The sequence below is a fragment of the Paenibacillus sp. B01 genome, assembly GCF_009649995.1.
Lineage (GTDB): Bacteria > Bacillota > Bacilli > Paenibacillales > Paenibacillaceae > Paenibacillus_O > Paenibacillus_O pasadenensis.
Genome location: NZ_CP045802.1, coordinates 2,316,288 through 2,331,844, shown reverse-complemented (window position 1 = coordinate 2,331,844; position 15,557 = coordinate 2,316,288). Strand labels below are relative to the sequence as shown.

Genomic DNA, 15,557 nt, shown 5'->3' with positions numbered 1-15,557 from the left:
ATGAAGCTTAGCTGGAAGCTCAAAAGTATAATTGCAGTCGGAGCTTTATCTGTTGTATTGGCTGGTTGTTCCGGTTCGATGAGCGGAATGGATCACTCGAAAATGAATATGGAGGGAACAAAGGAGACTGCGAAGACGACAAATACTCAAACAGAAAAGTCCGTTGTATTAACAGGAAAAGAATTTAATTTGACTGCCTCCCAAAGCAATCAGGAAATTGCTCCTGGAAAAACGTTGCCGGTTTGGACATTCAACAATTCCGTTCCTGGTCCACAAATTCGGGTTAAGCAAGGAGATACGATAAAAGTCAATCTGAAAAATCAGTTGCCCGAGCCAGTCACCATTCACTGGCACGGCGTTCCTGTACCCAACGCTATGGACGGCATTCCGGGCGTAACGCAAAATGCCGTTCAACCAGGTCAGTCGTTTACGTACGAGTTTAAAGCAGATGTCCCTGGCACCTATTGGTACCACTCCCATCAGGATAGTGTGAATCAATTGGATCGCGGATTATATGGGGCATTCATCGTTGAACCGAAAGAAGGTACCGACGTTGACCGTGATTATACACTTGTCCTCGATGAATGGATGAGCTCCGGAGAAATGTCCGGCATGAATATGTCCGGAGGCAACATGTCGGAAATGGATCATAGCAAAATGAATATGGGCAGTTCGGATGGCAAAGACAATAAATCCAGCATGAACATGTCTGGCAATTTGTCGGGCATGGATCACAGTACGATGAATATGGGGAACGAAAACAAAGCGTCGACCAATACCGATAATAGTTCCATGAATATGGGACACGATATGAGCATGTACGATCTGTATACCATAAATGGAAAATCCGGTTCGCTGGTAGATCAGCTCCCTGTTAAGGAAGGAGATAAAGTTCGAATCCGTTTGATTAATGCGGGCTTTCTGTCTCATCAAATTCATTTGCACGGACATGAATTCAAAGTTATTGCTACCGACGGACAACCTATAAACAATCCAGGTATCCTGAATGATAATGTCGTAAGTATTGCTCCAGGAGAGCGTTACGATATTGAATTTGTCGCCAGCAATCCGGGCCAATGGTTGATCGAGGACCACGGCGACAAAGCTGCTGTTAAAGGGATGAAAGCCACGATTGCTTATGAAGGAGCTCCCGCCGGTTCCGACAAAGCGAATGAAGCAGAGAAGCTGACGGCTGTCGATATGAGCCGTTACGGCCAAGTGGGCAAAGCCAACTTTAAGTTAGATCAGAAGTATAATTTGGAATACACGATGAATTTGAACACCGAAATGAAAAACGGCGAAATGGTCTACACCATAAACAGAAAAACGTTTCCGGAAACCGAACCGATAAACGTCAAAAAAGGAGATACCGTCAAGGTTCGCCTTGTCAATAACTCGAAAACTGACGACCATCCGATGCACTTGCACGGTCACTTCTTTCAAGTGCTAAGCAAGAACGGGAAACCGCTTGAAGGATCTCCAATCATAAAGGATACGTTGAATTTGAAGCCGGGCGAAGAATACGTTGTCGCATTCGAAGCAAATAATGAAGGGAACTGGATGTTCCATTGTCATGATCTGCATCATGCTTCTGCCGGCATGGTAACGGAGCTGAAATATACAGACTATAAGACAAATTTTGTTGCAGACCCGAATGCAGGGAATAAACCGGAATAATGACCAGGGGATGGCTTCAAGCCATCCCCTGATTCCCATTCTCTGCATCGTCCTTTGAAGCAACGGGCGATTGCTTGTTCTGTCCATTTGCTCCCTCATACTCCCTCACCCGCCGGTAAAACGTCGGTTTTTTCATACCAATTCTTCGCATAGCCTCGGTTGCCGTGATTTGCCCTGCTCTCCATTCCCGGTATGTCCGGATAAACTTATCGTCAATTTCCTGCCTTGGCCTCCCGAACGTTACGCCATCCGCTCGGGCAACTTCGATCCCTTCCGCCTGCCGCTGCCGATTCTTTTTCCGTTCCTGCTCGGCCACATATGCCAGCAGGCTTAAAAACTGGTCCTCCATGACTTTGCCGAAATCACCCATTTGTTTGAACTTTTTGGAATCGAACAGCGTTTCGTTATCCAGACATACGATGTCTGCGCCGATCTCTCGTGTAATGGCTTTCCATTCGGCAATTATGCCGTCGTAATCTCGGCCCAGCCGATCCAGCGCATCCAGGTAAACCAGGTCGCCCTCTCTAATCATCAGACGCATTGCCTGATAGCGCGGCCGCTCAAAATCCTTGCCGCTCTGCTTGTCAACAAATATGTATCTTTCATCAACGCCCAGCTCCCGGAACTTGACGAGCTGCCGTTCCGGATTTTGGTCTTTTGCCGATACCCGATACATTTTGATACGTATAAACAGAGCAAAAAAATATGTATCAAAAAGCATGCAATTTGAAATGATGAATTGGATAAACTACCCATTAATGTTTTGTAAAGAAGTGACAGAAACTATGGAATGCGAATGCTCGGCAGAACATTGTAAGTTTCCTAACAGCCAAGATTTACTGGTGAAGAGTCCATGAGAGATGTATATTAGTGCTTAAGCGGCTGATCCTGTTTGCGATCAGCCGCCTACTGCTGTTTATCCATTACTCTCCGGGCTTCGTTGTCATTAGGCCATACAGTTTCGTGTGCCGCGGGAACTTGTCGGTAAACGGTACGAGGGAGCTGCCGACCTTCATCAGACCATTCCCGGCGTCAACATTCGTAATGTAAGACAGTTGCAGATCCGAAATGTTGAGCAACTCGGCAAGCTCCATCCGGTCGGTGCTTGCCTGATTCAGCATGACGATGAATTCACTGTTTGCGAGCATGGTGCGGGCTGTATGGCTTTGCAGCAGATCGTCCACATTTTGCGTAATCCCTGTGCAAAAAGCGCCATACTTTCGGACACGCTTCCAGAGCGTGAAAAGAAAGTTGGCGCTATATTCGTGCTGGAACAGAAGGTAGATTTCATCAATAAAGATAAACGTATTCTTGCCTCTGGCGCGATTTTGCGTAATCCGATTCAAGATGTTGTCGAGTACGACCAGCATGCCGATGGGAAGAAGCTGCTTGCCCAAGTCGAGAATATCGTAGCAAATCAGCCGATTGTGGACGTTGACGTTGGTCGATTGGGCGAACGTATTCAGACTACCGGAAGTAAATAATTCAATGGCCAGCGCGATGTCCTGCGCCTCCGGTTCTGCTTGCTTGAGCAGCTCCGCGCGAAAATCCTGCAATGTCGGCGGCTGTCCCTTATAGTTGCTCCGCAAATACTTGCGGTACACAGCGGCGGTACAGCGATCGATGAGCGACTTCTCCTTGGCTCCAAGTTGATGTCCTCCGATCAACTGCTCGCACAACGACTGGACGAATTCCGATTTAAGAATGATCGGATTGGCTCCGTCGCCATAATCCCGGTTCATATCCATTGCATTGATATGGTTCGACGAAGTAGCAGATATATGAATCGTCTCGCCACCCAGCGCATTTACCAGAGCGGAATACTCCCGCTCCGGGTCAATCAGAATAATGTCGTCATCGCTCGCCAATATCTGGTTGACGATTTCCCGTTTCGCGGCGAAGCTTTTACCGGAACCGGATACGCCAAGGATAAAACTGTTTCCATTAAGCAGTTGCTTTCGATTGGCGACGATCATATTTTTGCTGATGACGTTTTGGCCGTAATAAATGCCGTCTGGATGCATGATCTCCTGCGCTCGAAACGGGATAAAGACAGCCGTACTTTCAGTCGTGAGCGTCCGCAAAGCATGAACCTTTCGCAGCCCATACGGCAGCACCGTGTTCAAACCGTCCATTTGCTGATAGGAGAGCGTGGAAAACTGGCACAAATGCTTGCGGGCCGTAGTGAGCAATGTCTCCGTATCGCTATCGAGTTGTTCTTTGCTGTCCGCGACATGCACCATCGTAAGTAGTCCAAACATCATCCGCTGGTCGCGTGTGGTCAGGTCGCTAAGAAATTCCTTGCTCTCTTTGCGCTGCTGCTCCATGTCGTAAGGGATGACAGCAGAAAAGTTGTTGTTGCGATTTTGCCGTCGCTGCCAATTCGTAATGTTCGTTTCCACGCCGAGCAGTCGATTCTCCACTTCACGGACAGCTTCGTCGGTCGGAATCGGGATCACATCGAGCGACAGCAGCAAGTTGCGGTTCAAGTCGCACAGTTCGGCTACCATGCTGTCCTTGATGTAGCTGGCGTAATCACGCAGAAAGATGACCCGACCGTAGTATTCGCCCATCCGAAAATGATCTTTGGCAAACTCGAAGGTGTCCGGGCAAATGTAATCTTTGAAATCGTGTCCCTTGCGCATCATCTCCTGCATGTCGAAGCGAAAATCGGCTTCCTCGCCAATCCGGAAGAAGTCATGCAGAATGCGCAGGCGGTCAGTCGCATCAAGCTCGGTACATTTCGAGCCGAGACGAGAGAAATGCGCCGTCAACTCCGTGCCGACCCGCGCGAAGTAATGGCGAGCTTCATCCACGTTCTTTTTAACCACGGAGATGGTGATGTATTTCTCTTGAATCGTCCCATTGGTGTTGCCATCCGTCGCTTTGCCAAGCAACATGTCGTTGTACTCCTGCCGATACACATCCAGCCCGTCGTGCTGGAGCGGAATAAGAATGGAACGTTCCACATCTGCCTGATTCAGCCGCCGATTGTGAATCGTAATCTTCGTCGTCGCGCCGCTGTCAAAAGAATTAAGCAATTCGGAGTAGGAAAGGAACATCGTCTCCTTGTCCTCTCTCGATGCGACAGCGTAGTTGATGTCCGCGAAACGGAACGACTTCGAGAATTTGTTGCCGACAGCAAAAATCCCGTCCGGCCAGATGGCGCGGATCGGGATCGCTTGTTGTACGCTTTTGGGAATAACAGACCGTTCCTTGTCCTGCTTCATGGTGCGCCTGAGCGTCTTAATCATTGCGCTTCATCCTTTCTTGCTCACACTTGTGCAGGCTTCCTTTCAGCGCTTCGTAGTATATGTTGGTCGAGCGGAAGACAAGCCGTCTTGGCATCAGAAACTCCGACTTCACATACGCCCACAATAGTTGCTCCGCCGTCATACCGTGATAGCAGATAAATCCGAGCGCGGCGCAGGGAGCTGCCCCCAATATGCACATCCAACTGAGCGTTTCCAGTCCGAAATGACTGCGCAGCCCGAAATACAGTCCAATTGCCGCTGCGACCGCCAGAACAGAAAAAAAGAACTGCCGCAAGGACAGTCCGAAGAACAAGCTTTCCGTATAATCCCGGATTTCCCGGTTGATTTTCACTTCCACTTTTATCCCTCCCGGATGAGCAGTCTACGCCTCAGGCTCGTTGCTTTCAGGTTTGAACAGTGTGTCGTCATCAAATGGCACAGGATTGCTCAATAGTTCCACAGCAAGCTGAAAGCCATCCTTCATCCCTTGCAAATATAACCACTCATTGATAATCGATTGTTTAAAATGATGTCTGTCCTCCCAAGCTTCAAATTCAGGCATACGACCAATATCCATACCAACAAACAAGACTTGAAAAGCCTTCTTTTCTTCAGCACGAACACGCTTGAGATCAGGATGATGCTCGAATCGTGCAGAAACGTAGTCCAATCGACCTTGAATAGCTGTTCGAAACCACGGTGGAATTTCCATTACCTGCTTCCCCCCACAACTCTTTTACCTTACCCGCTGCTTCTGCTTGGCTTTCATGTGATGATAGCAGGCTACTAGCTGATCGACCTTCTGACTTTGCTCTTGAAATGCTTGATGGCCGGATAAAGAAATGGATTGCTTTATTAACTGTTCACCAAGCGAATTCAGCTTTCGCCGCTCCTCTTCCAGCTCTCTTAACAATTCGTTCATTTATCCATCCTCCCGTTTTTATTGTGAGAGCCGACATTTTTGAATGAAACACGGTGTATGTTAGAAGACTACTTCGATGGTAAGTTTTAATCTCATTTATGTCAATTGTGTACTCCTCCATAATGGGAGTTATAAACTCAACCCCTGTAAAGAGGTGACGCTTGATGATTGGTTACGATAAAAAGAAGGTGGGGCAACGCATTCGGAAGCAACGAGAGGCATTGGAAATTTCTCGTGAACAACTGGCTGAACGAGTTGGACGGGTCCCAAGATTTTGCGCCGATATTGAACGAGGTAAAGCCGGGATGTCCATTGAAACGATGTTCAGTATTTGCAATTTGCTCAAGCTTTCTCCTAATGAATTGCTCCTGGGTCAAGAGGAGAGCGCCACACCTTACGATGAAACGGCATTGATTATGGCTGCGCTCAATCAATGCACAGAGAAGCAGCGCAAGGATGCTCTGGCGCTATTGAAGCTATTTTTGACCGCAATCCGATAACTCCCATCATTCACAAGGTGATTACAGTCCCATCATTTCGCGCACGATACGATCTGCCATCTTCACCGTACCGACAAGAACGAGCATGTTGAAAATGAGTTCCCCGATATACGTCCACACCATCGTAACCGCGCCCGCACTAGAATCGACGGCTGGAGGAGCGGTAGCAAAGGCGGAATAAATGATACACGCCAGTACAATAATCGCGCCTTCCAGACACGCTGCCGCGTATCCTTTCAGGAACGACTTGCCGATATTTTGGCTTGGCTCCCCCGCAAATGCGGACAGCGGAACGGGGGCTATTGCCGTATACAAATAGATACGGAAAAAGCGCCCGTACACCGAAAGGATCATCACAAAGGATAGCACCGTAATGAACAAACTGCCGAGAATGGTGACGATCCACAGCGGAATGCTTTGCCAGAAGCCAACGTCTTCAATCGCTTGCGCTACCGTATCCGGCAAGGCCATAGCCTCTGTCGTTCCAAACCCGGAGCGTCCCATCATCGTTGAGATGATCCCCTGTACAATCGTAAAGAGAGCCATCATCAACTCCAGACCATAGGTTACGACCGCCTTGGCGAGCACAAAGCGGATAAACAGCTTGACGGCCATCTCCGGCCTTTTCACTTCCGCAAAACTGCCGGTCGACTTCACCACGCCAATCACAAAAAACAAGACCAGAAGCGCCAGTCCCGTCGCCTGCAACGCACCGTGAATATCTGTGATGACACGCCAAACGCCCCCACCCTTAAAATCCGCTGGCGATTGCGTAACGAGGCTCCAGATTTCATTCATCTTATCGTTCCAGGTATCCAAGGCATTTTCGAGGTTGTCGATCACCCAACTGTTTTTTGACACATGCTCACCCCTTCCGTAAACGGGGAACAGACGAAACGTCCGCCCCCCTTCATGCAAAGCTTCAGGCTCATCCGGCAATCAGGGTAAGAATTTCCTTCGTAAACGTAATAATGACCCCTCCGGCGAGCGTCAGAAACCCGTTTGCGCGCTGAGAAGGGTCATGGGATTTTAGCGACAATCCAATTTGAACAATGCCGAAACCGAGAATAATCATGCCAATCGCACGGATTAAACCGAAGATAAAAGTAGACAGGTTGTTGACTGTCGTCATCGGATCGCCCTCTGCATAAGCAGTGGAGACGAATACAGTTCCCGTTAAGATCAGCACGATGTACAGGGCCAGCAGCCGTTTCGTTTTCATTTTCAAGTTCATCATTCCCTTCGTAAAAATAGCGACTCTACTTCTTCTTCCGAAAGAAGTTCATAATCCCCGTCTGCATGAAGGAACACGGATTGCCAGTCCAAAGCGTGTTCCGTGCCGCCATGCTGATAGGGAAGACCGTTACCATCCGTCGTGAGCGAGACATGAGGATGCCTGAGCAAATCATATTTGTCGTCCTGGACTGGATGTTCGCCACGGATAAAGAGCAGGCAAAAGCGGTTATCCAGCAACCTCACCTCGTCTGGTGTGAGCAATTCGCGGCCTGATTGCTGGTAGTTGATCGAGTAGCTGCCGTTTCTCCCCTTACTCTGGCCGTAGGTATTGGTATCAATCGTTTCCTTGCCAAGCAGCTCCGAGACGTATTTGTGGGTAGACTGTTCGTTGCCGCCCAAGTACAAAAATTCGTCGCAGTTGCCCACAATCGATTCCCACGCATCCTTGTACAGCGCCTTGAGTTGCGCTAAATTTTGCAAAATGATAGAAACGGAAATTTCCCGGCTGCGCATCGTGGAGAGCAGCTTGTCAAATTCGTCGGGAAGCGCTACATTGGCGAACTCGTCCATGACAAAGTGAACATGAACCGGCAGGCGTCCGCCATGCCGATAGTCCGCCTCGTACATCAAGCATTGAAAAAGCTGCGTGTAGAGCATGCCGACAATGAAGTTGAAGCTGCTGTCGTTATCGGGAATGACGGCAAACATCGCCGTCTTCTTCTCCCCCATAACGGGCAATTCCATTTCGTCGACCATGCTCATCCCCGCAATCGTATGCAAATTGAACTTCTCCAATCGAACGCCGAGGCCAATTAAAATGGACTTGGCCGTCTTGCCCGCCGCCAGCTTGAAAATGTTGTACTGCTTGACGGCAAGGTGTTCCGGATCGCGCATGGCCAGCCGCTCGAATAGTTCATCGAGCGGGCTTTGGTACGTTTCGTCCTCCTCCCGCACCTCCGCAGCCGCGATCATTTCCATGACCATTGGGAAGTTTTGCTCCTCGGGCGGTGCTTCATATAGGAGGTATAGCACGAGCGCTTCCAGCAAGGCGGTCTCGGATCGCTCCCAAAAGGGATCGTTGGTATTGCTGCCCTTCGGTGTCGTATTGCGGATCAGATTGGTGACCAGCTTGAGAACATCCTTGTCGTCTTGCAAATAGGCGAATGGATTGTAGCCATGCGAACGGTGTTGATTGATGAGATCCAGCACCTTGATGTCATAGCCTTCGGACTTGAGTAGATGCCCGGTATCGCGCAAAATTTCGCCCTTGGGATCGAGCACGACAAAGGACGTATGCGCCTGCATAACGTTCGGCTTGGCGTAAAACCGCGTTTTGCCGGACCCGGAACCGCCGACGACAAGAACATTCAGGTTCCGGCGATGCTTGCGGCCATCCAAGCCGATGCGTACCTGCTGCGTCAGAATCTTATTTTGTTCCGGTTGCTTGTCGCGATACTTGGCATTTATCCGTCCGGCCTTGCCCCATCGTGCGCTGCCATGCTCTTCGCGCCGCCGATAGTTGCGCGGGGACGCCAAGTAGATGCCGACCGAAATCCCATAAATCAACGTGAACAGCAACAAGCTTCGCGGCGTATCCTCGACCCATTGAATCTGGAAGGGATTGTTAATCGCCTCGCTGAGATACAGCAGAAGTGCCGGTAATCCCTTTGACAAAGCGGGGGCGGCAAGCAGCGCCGCCCACACGACCGGAATAAAAAAAACCGCAAAGAGTAAAAGATTACTCCTTGCGGTTTCAGCGCGCCGCATGATGACTCCGGCGCTTTATTTTTTGATAGGGAGCGTCAATCGCTTTGAGCAGTAAATCGTCAACAGGATCGGTCGGCCGCTGCTGGCCGATCAAGTCGTTGCGGAGCGCATTCAAGGCGTTGATGACAATGCCATGCTCGTAATGATCCATTCTCAGGATGCGTTCTTCCTCTTTCATCGCCACTCCTCCCAACAGAAAAATGAAAAGCATGCCACGACTAGCGGATGGAATCGCTGCGATTCGGTTGCTGCTGTCGCTGCTGGGCCAGCATACGGTGTATACGACGGGAAATGTCGTGTGCCGCATCCTTCATCACCGTCAGCTCGGCGCGAATATGCTGCGGCTCCAACTCCTTGAGCCGTTCGTGAACCTGGCCGAAGCGGAAAGAAGCCGTCTCGACGCCGAACTTTTTGCAAAGCATATACGCAGCGCAATAAGCTTGGAAATTGTAATGGGAGCGGCTGTAGTCGTTATGGCCGCGATCAATCTCCGCATGCGCCAACTCCTGTGCGAGCGCCCGAAAAATGTCACTGGCCCCAAGCCCGTGACGTATCACGATGTTTCGCGTATCCGGCTGATAGAGCGCATGAACCTCCGCAGGCAAGGCATCTCCAATCGTAATCGTAACAGGTGAGCGGTCCATCAATGCCTTGATGCGCGTGCGGTCATCCGGGTAGATCGGCGATTCCTTTTTCGGTGCGGTTGTTTGCGCAACATCGAACATCTTCTTGGGGTTGTAGCTGATTGCGGTACTCCCATCTTCTCGCTTGTATTCCTCGCCTGGCTCCAAGATGTAAAATCCGGATTCCTTGCGACGGATATAGACGCCTTGTTCTTTCCAGCTATCAAAATCAGCAATGCGAGTGGCATCCGGGCGCTGCGCGAAAATAAGCAGCGCATTCGCGACGCTGTAGAGATCAAAACGGCTTTGTACGTCCAGATAATGCTGAAATTGTTCGCCGTTTTGCGCAATGGCGGCTGTGGCAGTATCAATCGTCTCATACGTCCACTGCCGCAGTTCTTGCTTTTTTTGCGCCCACGCTTCTTTGTCGAACGGCTGCTCACGCTGACCGGAGGCCGTCGTGACTTGGGGCTGGAATAACTCGTCCAGTTCGCTCATTTCGATTTCCCTCGCTTTTGACTCCCGGCCATCGGAACGGATGCTTTACTGCCGGATGCCGAGTTCCCGCGATCTCTGCGCTTAGGCAACGACGGTTCCTGCACCTGCTGCCGCCGTCTGCTCTCTGCCGCCCGGTTTTCCTCCCGAATTTCACGCAGCAATTGGCGGACGGACACTTTTTCCTTCGGCTTTTCAGGGTCAATCGTAACCCTTTCGTATGCCGCGCTGCGCTCGGAGGTAGGCGCGGACGGAGAGGATGGTTCCGTTGTCCTCTCCTCCTGTGTCGGCGGGAGGGGAAGCGGACGCTCCGGTTCCGTTCGCTCGACCTCCCACGCCTCGGCCGCCGGTTGATCGGTTCCCTGCTGCTCGTTTACCGGCTGCACCTCCGCCGCCGGCTCGGGCTTTCCCAACAAATCGTCCAAAAAATCTTCGCTCACTACCGCTCCCTCATTTGAAGCTGGCGACTCGTTGGCTCCTTCTTCGGGTGTCCCGGCATGTTGCTCCGGTGGTTGCGCCGCCCCTTCACGCTCGACCGACTGCTTCTCGCTGCGGGATTTCACAATCTCCTGCTTGATGCTGGCCGTATCTACGGTCGCCAGCTTGAAGCGTTCAACTATTCGGTTGATCTTGGACGCATCCTCGGCCCGTACCATGACGTCGCAAAGCCCGTCCACATTTTTCTTGTCACGCAGCGCGCAATAGAGGACACCATACCGCTTCGCTTCTTTGCAAAACGTCGGCAAGTCTTCATTTCGTACTGCAAATACCTTCAGTTCCTTACCGCTGCGCAGCAAGCTTTCCAAACGAATGCGGCCTCTTGTTCGTTTTTGCCCTTGCAGGGCGGCGAACAAATAAACGGCCAGATGCTTCGCGCCTTCGCCGGAAATTTTCGCCATGACTTCAATGCCACGAAGACTCATGCTGACGACCTGATCGGCCGCCTCCGTTCCGCTGCTCATGGACATTGGCCTCCCTTCGTGTCGATTGGTCTTCCTCGTTACGTTGCAGCTTGTTTGCCAGTTCGTCGGATCGGGCAAGAACGCCCGTACAAAGCCTCACCTCCTTTCGGAGCTTCGCAAGCTGACGGGAAAGTTCGGCAATTTGCGATTTATACGACTCGATTTGCTCGGGAAGCTGACAGCGGCGAAGCCGGTTGTACAGCATTTTGCGGGAGCCGTATCCTTGTCGCAATTCCGTTTGCAGCCCGTCAAGATAACCCGTCAATTGATCCGTATTGGAAATTCGATGACGGCATAACAGCTTGGTTTGCTCCGTGATGGCCGTCAGATATCGTAAGTCTTCGCGCAATAAAAAAGACGTCCGTTTGAGGGACGCGCGGGAATGAGGCAGAATCCCCATCTTGAATAAGTACCGCAGATACAAGGCTTGCAGACCGCTAAATCTACGTCCGATATGCAGGGTACTGCGAACGATGACGGCTCGTCTGCGCCGCGGCAACGGCATCGGTGGCTGACGCTGCGGTAACTGGTTTTGCAGAATACGCTCTTTTATCGCATGCTCCGTGTAATCGTCGCCAAGACTGCGCAATCGAACAAACCGCTCTTTGCCCGGCGGGCGTACCGCCAAATGCTTGACGTTCGACTTCATTTCATAACCCTGCTTCTGAAGGATCGCGAAAAATTGCGTCATCGTCATGGCAGCGGCGATAGCGGCGTCGATGTCCTCGCGTATCAAGCCGCGCCAAGTCGGCTTGCTTTCCTGTTCCGCTCGCCACTCACCGTAATGCTTGGCCTTACCCGGTTCCGGCTGCTCGATGACCGATAAGGCATGCTCCCGGCAAAGTCGATCGGATGTTTGCCGCATCAGCGCGTAAGAGGCTTTGTTATCGTAGTAGCGTTTACCGTCCAGGAACGACACCGCATTAAGTACGAAATGATTGTGCAAGTGCTCCTTGTCCAAATGGGTTGATACAACGACTTCAAAGCGCTCCCCCCATAGCTCCTGCGCCAGTTTGATGCCAATGGCATGTGCCACCTCCGGCGTCGTTTCGCCCGGTGCAAACGCCTGATACCCGTGAAAAGCCACAATGCCATCAGTCTTTTGAAATTGTCGTTTGGTTCGCTGCATTTGCTCGTAAGCGGTAAGCGGATCGCAATTGATCCCGCTCACGTAAAGCTGTTTTTCCGTTTTGGCATCCGCGCTGGTATAAGCGAGCACCTGCTGTAAATCATCATGCGCTACACGCGCTTGATCGGTCTTATCAGGATTGGTGGCGTAATCCAGCACACGCTTGAGGCGGTCGGTAACGTCCCATATTGCGGTTGTCGCCATGTGCGCTGTCCCCTTTACGGTGGATGTACGTTAGAATTTCCTTGTAGCTCGTTTCTCAGTTCCGGTGCGGTCACGGCTTGTTGAATCTGCTGGACGGCGCGGCGCAAGTGGTCTGCTTCCTGCTGAAAAGCCGCTCGATCCAGATGACCTGTCGCATGGGCCTTCGCTGCGAGTTGGTTAAGGTTATTGCCGATGGCGTGAAGCTCGCGCATCATCGCGAAATAGTCTTGTGGCGGCATCGCCTTCGGAACATAGCCATTAATCAGAGATCGAATATAACCCTCCTGTGAAAGTCCCGATTTTTTCGCACTCGACTGAAGTCTTGCGTTTTCATCATTGTTCACCCATACCTGAATGCGAATCGCTCGTCTTCTCATATGTTCACTTCCTTCTTCAAAGGAAATAGCCCGAATGAAACGCTAAATGGTTTCTGGCGTTTCTGAAAATACCGATCCTTGTTGAAACCTATATTCTTGATAAAACAGTGTGCTGTTGAGATAGGGGTATTAGGGGCTTGCCCCTAACAAGCGAATTTGGGAGACCAAATTCAGTGCTTGCTGCAACACGAGACATTCGTCTCGCGTCGCCCTGAAGGCACCTGCCGGGAAAAAGAGGGGACCCCCGAAACAACAAAAAGACGCCGATCCACTCAGCGTCTTCCTCAGAACATTTTTGTTATCTTACCAACCAACGGTAATCCTGGCGGCAGTCTACAATGAAATCGACATACACGATTTCATCCTGAATTTGATACAACACCAGATACCATTTTTCCACGAACATCTTGTGATACTTGTTTGACGGGATAAATTCCGCTTCCAGAAAAGGATAGCGTTCCGGCATTTGCACTAAGGAACGTATCGCATGCAGCAATTCGTTCTTCGTTTTTCGCGCCGCATCAGGACTGTTCTCCGCAAGAAATCGCACATGAGCCGCCAGCATCTGGCGTGCGCGATCGGAAACGATGATCTTATAACGGGGCATCTTTTCCATGCTGAACCTCGTCAATAATGCCCTCTAGGTAAGTGTCCAGTTCATCCGGCGTCACACCAACTCGGCCCACCAAACGATCCTCTTGAACAGCGAGCAGTTCTTCGCGCAGCTTTAACATCCGCTCGCGACGGGAGAACGTCTCAATGTCCATCACGACAAGATCTCCTTCACCGTTCTTGGTCAGATAAATCGGTTCCCCGGAAGATTTGCATAGATCGGCGATTTCATTATAGTTTTGCCGGATACTGGCGGAAGGCTTGATTATCATCTAGCTCACTCCTTGTATAGCTGTTTATTGATTTTATTATACCTATTACATGCTATGCAATCAATGAGCTGTGCTTACCCCCAATTTATCTACATCCCATCCACATCAGTGAGAATCACATTTCCTGGTGCACAATATCAGACCCTATCGACATCCACCGCTATCGGGATGGTTCCCCATATCTTCTTCGGGATTCCATCAAATCGTTGTTTACATCCTTTCCGTACTTAGGCGGCTCATCGGATATAAGAAGGGCGGGGGAGAGGAGCCTCTGTATCGTGGCTGCCGCCATTCGCCCTGGATCATCATTGTCCAAGTGCAGGACAAGTCGATTCACCTGGGGAAAGCACTGCAAGTACTGCATTAGGGCAGCCGGGGGAGTAGGGTCTTCCCCCTCTGTCTTGGGCCTATATATTCCGGCCAGCGACAGCTTATGCGCCTGCCGCCAATCCCGGTCGGCGAGATGTTCCAGCGTACAGAAGGATAAAAGATCAATGGCGCTCTCAAATAGATGCAGTTCCGTACCGTTTCCCAAGGCCGGAATAGAAAACGAAAACCGCTTGTCGCTCCCAGCGGCTTCCCCCATATAACGGGTACTTGTCGTACCTCGTATCGCCGCATAGCGCGGCGTCCCTTCCTGGTCAAAACCGACGAATACCGCATTGTGGTTGCGTCTACTTTCATACAATCGCCCCGTTTCGAGACAGTAGTCTATCAACGTGCGATGGATACCGCGTTTGCTGAGATAGGCCATGACGCGATGCGATGTATGATTCGGTTCGGGAAGCTCAAACCGCGCAGGAGAAAAGCGTTGTTGCAAAGATTGCGTAAATGTAGGTGCGCTACCCGAATCAGCTCCTTCGATTTGCAGTACCGCATCGGAAAAAGACAAACCCCGCACTTTGATCAAATAGTCCAGCGCCGAGCGTCCGCCGATCCCCCTTGACCACCAGTACCATTTACCGTTGGAAATTTTCAAACTGTCGTGTGTCCGGGTAGTATAGACATTGCGAGAGCAACGTACCAGTTCTGCGGGCTCCCACATTTGCAAATACGTGAGTAAATCCAGACTTTTCGCACGTTCGATCTGATCCCTGCTTACATAACTCATTGCCGTAGCTCCTCTCCCGTTCATCGTGCCTTACCCCGCTTTTTGGGATACAGATAAGCTCTGCTTTCCTTCAACTCCGTAGCGCCATTCTTTTTCATGAATGCGTCTAAATCGCCTTCATAAACTTGACTGGTCACCCCGTTCGAATCACGAATGTAATAATACATGTCGCCAAATGCGTTCTTCTCTTTGGATATCAACTCCAATGTTGGCACGGTTTCTCCCTCCTCGGTCGGGCTAGTTCCGTAACAAAAAGGCGGTAGAATCGGGCAAAAGCATCCGCCGCCGCTTGGGATGGCATACATCATGTTCATTCCTCCGGAAATGCGAAAAGGACCCCGAAGTCGGAGTCCATTTCGTCTGTAATTTATCAATTTAATAGTGGGGCTATATTCGACCTGTGAAATGCTGCGCAT

Annotated in this window: 19 protein-coding genes; 2 read left to right on the top strand and 17 right to left on the bottom strand. The window is 50.7% G+C overall.

Translation table 11 applies throughout. The annotated features are described in order from the left end of the window. On the top strand, nt 1–1,677 hold the full coding sequence (locus GE073_RS09970; RefSeq protein WP_021877391.1) for a multicopper oxidase family protein: 1,677 nt from the start codon (nt 1–3) through the stop codon (nt 1,675–1,677). A 16-nt stretch (nt 1,678–1,693) separates the two neighbouring features. Here GE073_RS09970 and GE073_RS09965 read toward each other — a convergent pair whose 3' ends face one another. The 5 genes from GE073_RS09965 to GE073_RS09945 form a co-directional block, all read right to left on the bottom strand. After that, nucleotides 1,694–2,398: a recombinase family protein gene (locus tag GE073_RS09965; protein ID WP_407945017.1), complete on the bottom strand. Its 705-nt coding sequence runs from the start codon at nt 2,396–2,398 to the stop codon at nt 1,694–1,696. 202 nt (nt 2,399–2,600) lie between these two features. After that, nucleotides 2,601–4,931, bottom strand: coding sequence for a VirB4-like conjugal transfer ATPase, CD1110 family (locus GE073_RS09960; protein WP_021877388.1), 2,331 nt, complete (start codon nt 4,929–4,931; stop codon nt 2,601–2,603). Beyond that, nucleotides 4,924–5,289 (bottom strand): PrgI family protein, encoded by a 366-nt coding sequence (locus GE073_RS09955; RefSeq protein ID WP_049867107.1) that lies wholly within the window; start codon nt 5,287–5,289, stop codon nt 4,924–4,926. Before GE073_RS09955 ends, GE073_RS09960 begins: the two co-directional genes overlap by 8 nt. 24 nt (nt 5,290–5,313) lie before the next feature. Further along, the gene (locus GE073_RS09950) at nt 5,314–5,643 is read right to left on the bottom strand and encodes a hypothetical protein (protein ID WP_021877386.1); all 330 of its coding nucleotides are present in this window, start codon (nt 5,641–5,643) and stop codon (nt 5,314–5,316) included. Between the two features lie 24 nt (nt 5,644–5,667). Continuing rightward, nucleotides 5,668–5,853: a hypothetical protein gene (locus GE073_RS09945; RefSeq protein ID WP_021877385.1), complete on the bottom strand. Its 186-nt coding sequence runs from the start codon at nt 5,851–5,853 to the stop codon at nt 5,668–5,670. Nucleotides 5,854–6,017: 164 nt separating this feature from the next. Between GE073_RS09945 and GE073_RS09940 the strand changes: the two genes are divergently transcribed. Then, the gene (locus tag GE073_RS09940; RefSeq protein ID WP_036684668.1) at nt 6,018–6,353 is read left to right on the top strand and encodes a helix-turn-helix domain-containing protein; all 336 of its coding nucleotides are present in this window, start codon (nt 6,018–6,020) and stop codon (nt 6,351–6,353) included. A gap of 21 nt (nt 6,354–6,374) precedes the next feature. Here GE073_RS09940 and GE073_RS09935 read toward each other — a convergent pair whose 3' ends face one another. The 12 genes from GE073_RS09935 to GE073_RS09880 form a co-directional block, all read right to left on the bottom strand. Then, nucleotides 6,375–7,151 (bottom strand): VirB6/TrbL-like conjugal transfer protein, CD1112 family, encoded by a 777-nt coding sequence (locus GE073_RS09935; protein WP_048744050.1) that lies wholly within the window; start codon nt 7,149–7,151, stop codon nt 6,375–6,377. Between the two features lie 130 nt (nt 7,152–7,281). Beyond that, complete coding sequence (locus GE073_RS09930; protein ID WP_043111276.1) at nt 7,282–7,587, bottom strand: hypothetical protein; 306 nt, start codon at nt 7,585–7,587, stop codon at nt 7,282–7,284. Then, the gene (locus GE073_RS09925; protein ID WP_048743973.1) at nt 7,587–9,356 is read right to left on the bottom strand and encodes a VirD4-like conjugal transfer protein, CD1115 family; all 1,770 of its coding nucleotides are present in this window, start codon (nt 9,354–9,356) and stop codon (nt 7,587–7,589) included. Before GE073_RS09925 ends, GE073_RS09930 begins: the two co-directional genes overlap by 1 nt. Next, nucleotides 9,343–9,534, bottom strand: a complete 192-nt coding sequence (locus GE073_RS09920) for a hypothetical protein (protein ID WP_021877380.1) — start codon at nt 9,532–9,534, stop codon at nt 9,343–9,345. Before GE073_RS09920 ends, GE073_RS09925 begins: the two co-directional genes overlap by 14 nt. Before the next feature lie 40 nt (nt 9,535–9,574). Continuing rightward, nucleotides 9,575–10,477: a hypothetical protein gene (locus tag GE073_RS09915; protein ID WP_153783393.1), complete on the bottom strand. Its 903-nt coding sequence runs from the start codon at nt 10,475–10,477 to the stop codon at nt 9,575–9,577. Next, nucleotides 10,474–11,436: a PcfB family protein gene (locus GE073_RS09910; RefSeq protein ID WP_153783392.1), complete on the bottom strand. Its 963-nt coding sequence runs from the start codon at nt 11,434–11,436 to the stop codon at nt 10,474–10,476. Before GE073_RS09910 ends, GE073_RS09915 begins: the two co-directional genes overlap by 4 nt. After that, nucleotides 11,378–12,769, bottom strand: a complete 1,392-nt coding sequence (locus GE073_RS09905; protein ID WP_153783391.1) for a relaxase/mobilization nuclease domain-containing protein — start codon at nt 12,767–12,769, stop codon at nt 11,378–11,380. Before GE073_RS09905 ends, GE073_RS09910 begins: the two co-directional genes overlap by 59 nt. A 14-nt stretch (nt 12,770–12,783) precedes the next feature. Next, the gene (locus tag GE073_RS09900) at nt 12,784–13,146 is read right to left on the bottom strand and encodes a plasmid mobilization protein (RefSeq protein ID WP_153783390.1); all 363 of its coding nucleotides are present in this window, start codon (nt 13,144–13,146) and stop codon (nt 12,784–12,786) included. 298 nt (nt 13,147–13,444) lie between these two features. After that, nucleotides 13,445–13,762, bottom strand: a complete 318-nt coding sequence (locus GE073_RS09895) for a type II toxin-antitoxin system RelE/ParE family toxin (RefSeq protein WP_153783389.1) — start codon at nt 13,760–13,762, stop codon at nt 13,445–13,447. Further along, nucleotides 13,740–14,030 carry a type II toxin-antitoxin system Phd/YefM family antitoxin gene (locus GE073_RS09890; RefSeq protein WP_029197863.1) on the bottom strand — a complete coding sequence of 97 codons (291 nt, stop codon included), beginning with the start codon at nt 14,028–14,030 and terminating at the stop codon, nt 13,740–13,742. Before GE073_RS09890 ends, GE073_RS09895 begins: the two co-directional genes overlap by 23 nt. Before the next feature lie 160 nt (nt 14,031–14,190). After that, nucleotides 14,191–15,141 (bottom strand): DUF3991 and TOPRIM domain-containing protein, encoded by a 951-nt coding sequence (locus tag GE073_RS09885; RefSeq protein ID WP_153783388.1) that lies wholly within the window; start codon nt 15,139–15,141, stop codon nt 14,191–14,193. Between the two features lie 20 nt (nt 15,142–15,161). Next, nucleotides 15,162–15,449, bottom strand: coding sequence for a hypothetical protein (locus tag GE073_RS09880; protein ID WP_153783387.1), 288 nt, complete (start codon nt 15,447–15,449; stop codon nt 15,162–15,164). Between the last annotated feature and the right edge of the window lie 108 nt (nt 15,450–15,557).

Bases quoted from the DNA above. Each gene is read 5' to 3' on its own strand.
- GE073_RS09970 (WP_021877391.1), top strand. From the start codon at position 1: ATGAAGCTTAGCTGGAAGCTCAAAAGTATAATTGCAGTCGGAGCTTTA.
- GE073_RS09965 (WP_407945017.1), bottom strand. From the start codon at position 2,398: ATGCTTTTTGATACATATTTTTTTGCTCTGTTTATACGTATCAAAATG.
- GE073_RS09960 (WP_021877388.1), bottom strand. From the start codon at position 4,931: ATGATTAAGACGCTCAGGCGCACCATGAAGCAGGACAAGGAACGGTCT.
- GE073_RS09950 (WP_021877386.1), bottom strand. From the start codon at position 5,643: ATGGAAATTCCACCGTGGTTTCGAACAGCTATTCAAGGTCGATTGGAC.
- GE073_RS09945 (WP_021877385.1), bottom strand. From the start codon at position 5,853: ATGAACGAATTGTTAAGAGAGCTGGAAGAGGAGCGGCGAAAGCTGAAT.
- GE073_RS09940 (WP_036684668.1), top strand. From the start codon at position 6,018: ATGATTGGTTACGATAAAAAGAAGGTGGGGCAACGCATTCGGAAGCAA.
- GE073_RS09935 (WP_048744050.1), bottom strand. From the start codon at position 7,151: ATGAATGAAATCTGGAGCCTCGTTACGCAATCGCCAGCGGATTTTAAG.
- GE073_RS09930 (WP_043111276.1), bottom strand. From the start codon at position 7,587: ATGAACTTGAAAATGAAAACGAAACGGCTGCTGGCCCTGTACATCGTG.
- GE073_RS09925 (WP_048743973.1), bottom strand. From the start codon at position 9,356: ATGCGGCGCGCTGAAACCGCAAGGAGTAATCTTTTACTCTTTGCGGTT.
- GE073_RS09920 (WP_021877380.1), bottom strand. From the start codon at position 9,534: ATGAAAGAGGAAGAACGCATCCTGAGAATGGATCATTACGAGCATGGC.
- GE073_RS09915 (WP_153783393.1), bottom strand. From the start codon at position 10,477: ATGAGCGAACTGGACGAGTTATTCCAGCCCCAAGTCACGACGGCCTCC.
- GE073_RS09910 (WP_153783392.1), bottom strand. From the start codon at position 11,436: ATGAGCAGCGGAACGGAGGCGGCCGATCAGGTCGTCAGCATGAGTCTT.
- GE073_RS09905 (WP_153783391.1), bottom strand. From the start codon at position 12,769: ATGGCGACAACCGCAATATGGGACGTTACCGACCGCCTCAAGCGTGTG.
- GE073_RS09900 (WP_153783390.1), bottom strand. From the start codon at position 13,146: ATGAGAAGACGAGCGATTCGCATTCAGGTATGGGTGAACAATGATGAA.
- GE073_RS09895 (WP_153783389.1), bottom strand. From the start codon at position 13,762: ATGGAAAAGATGCCCCGTTATAAGATCATCGTTTCCGATCGCGCACGC.
- GE073_RS09890 (WP_029197863.1), bottom strand. From the start codon at position 14,030: ATGATAATCAAGCCTTCCGCCAGTATCCGGCAAAACTATAATGAAATC.
- GE073_RS09885 (WP_153783388.1), bottom strand. From the start codon at position 15,141: ATGAGTTATGTAAGCAGGGATCAGATCGAACGTGCGAAAAGTCTGGAT.
- GE073_RS09880 (WP_153783387.1), bottom strand. From the start codon at position 15,449: ATGATGTATGCCATCCCAAGCGGCGGCGGATGCTTTTGCCCGATTCTA.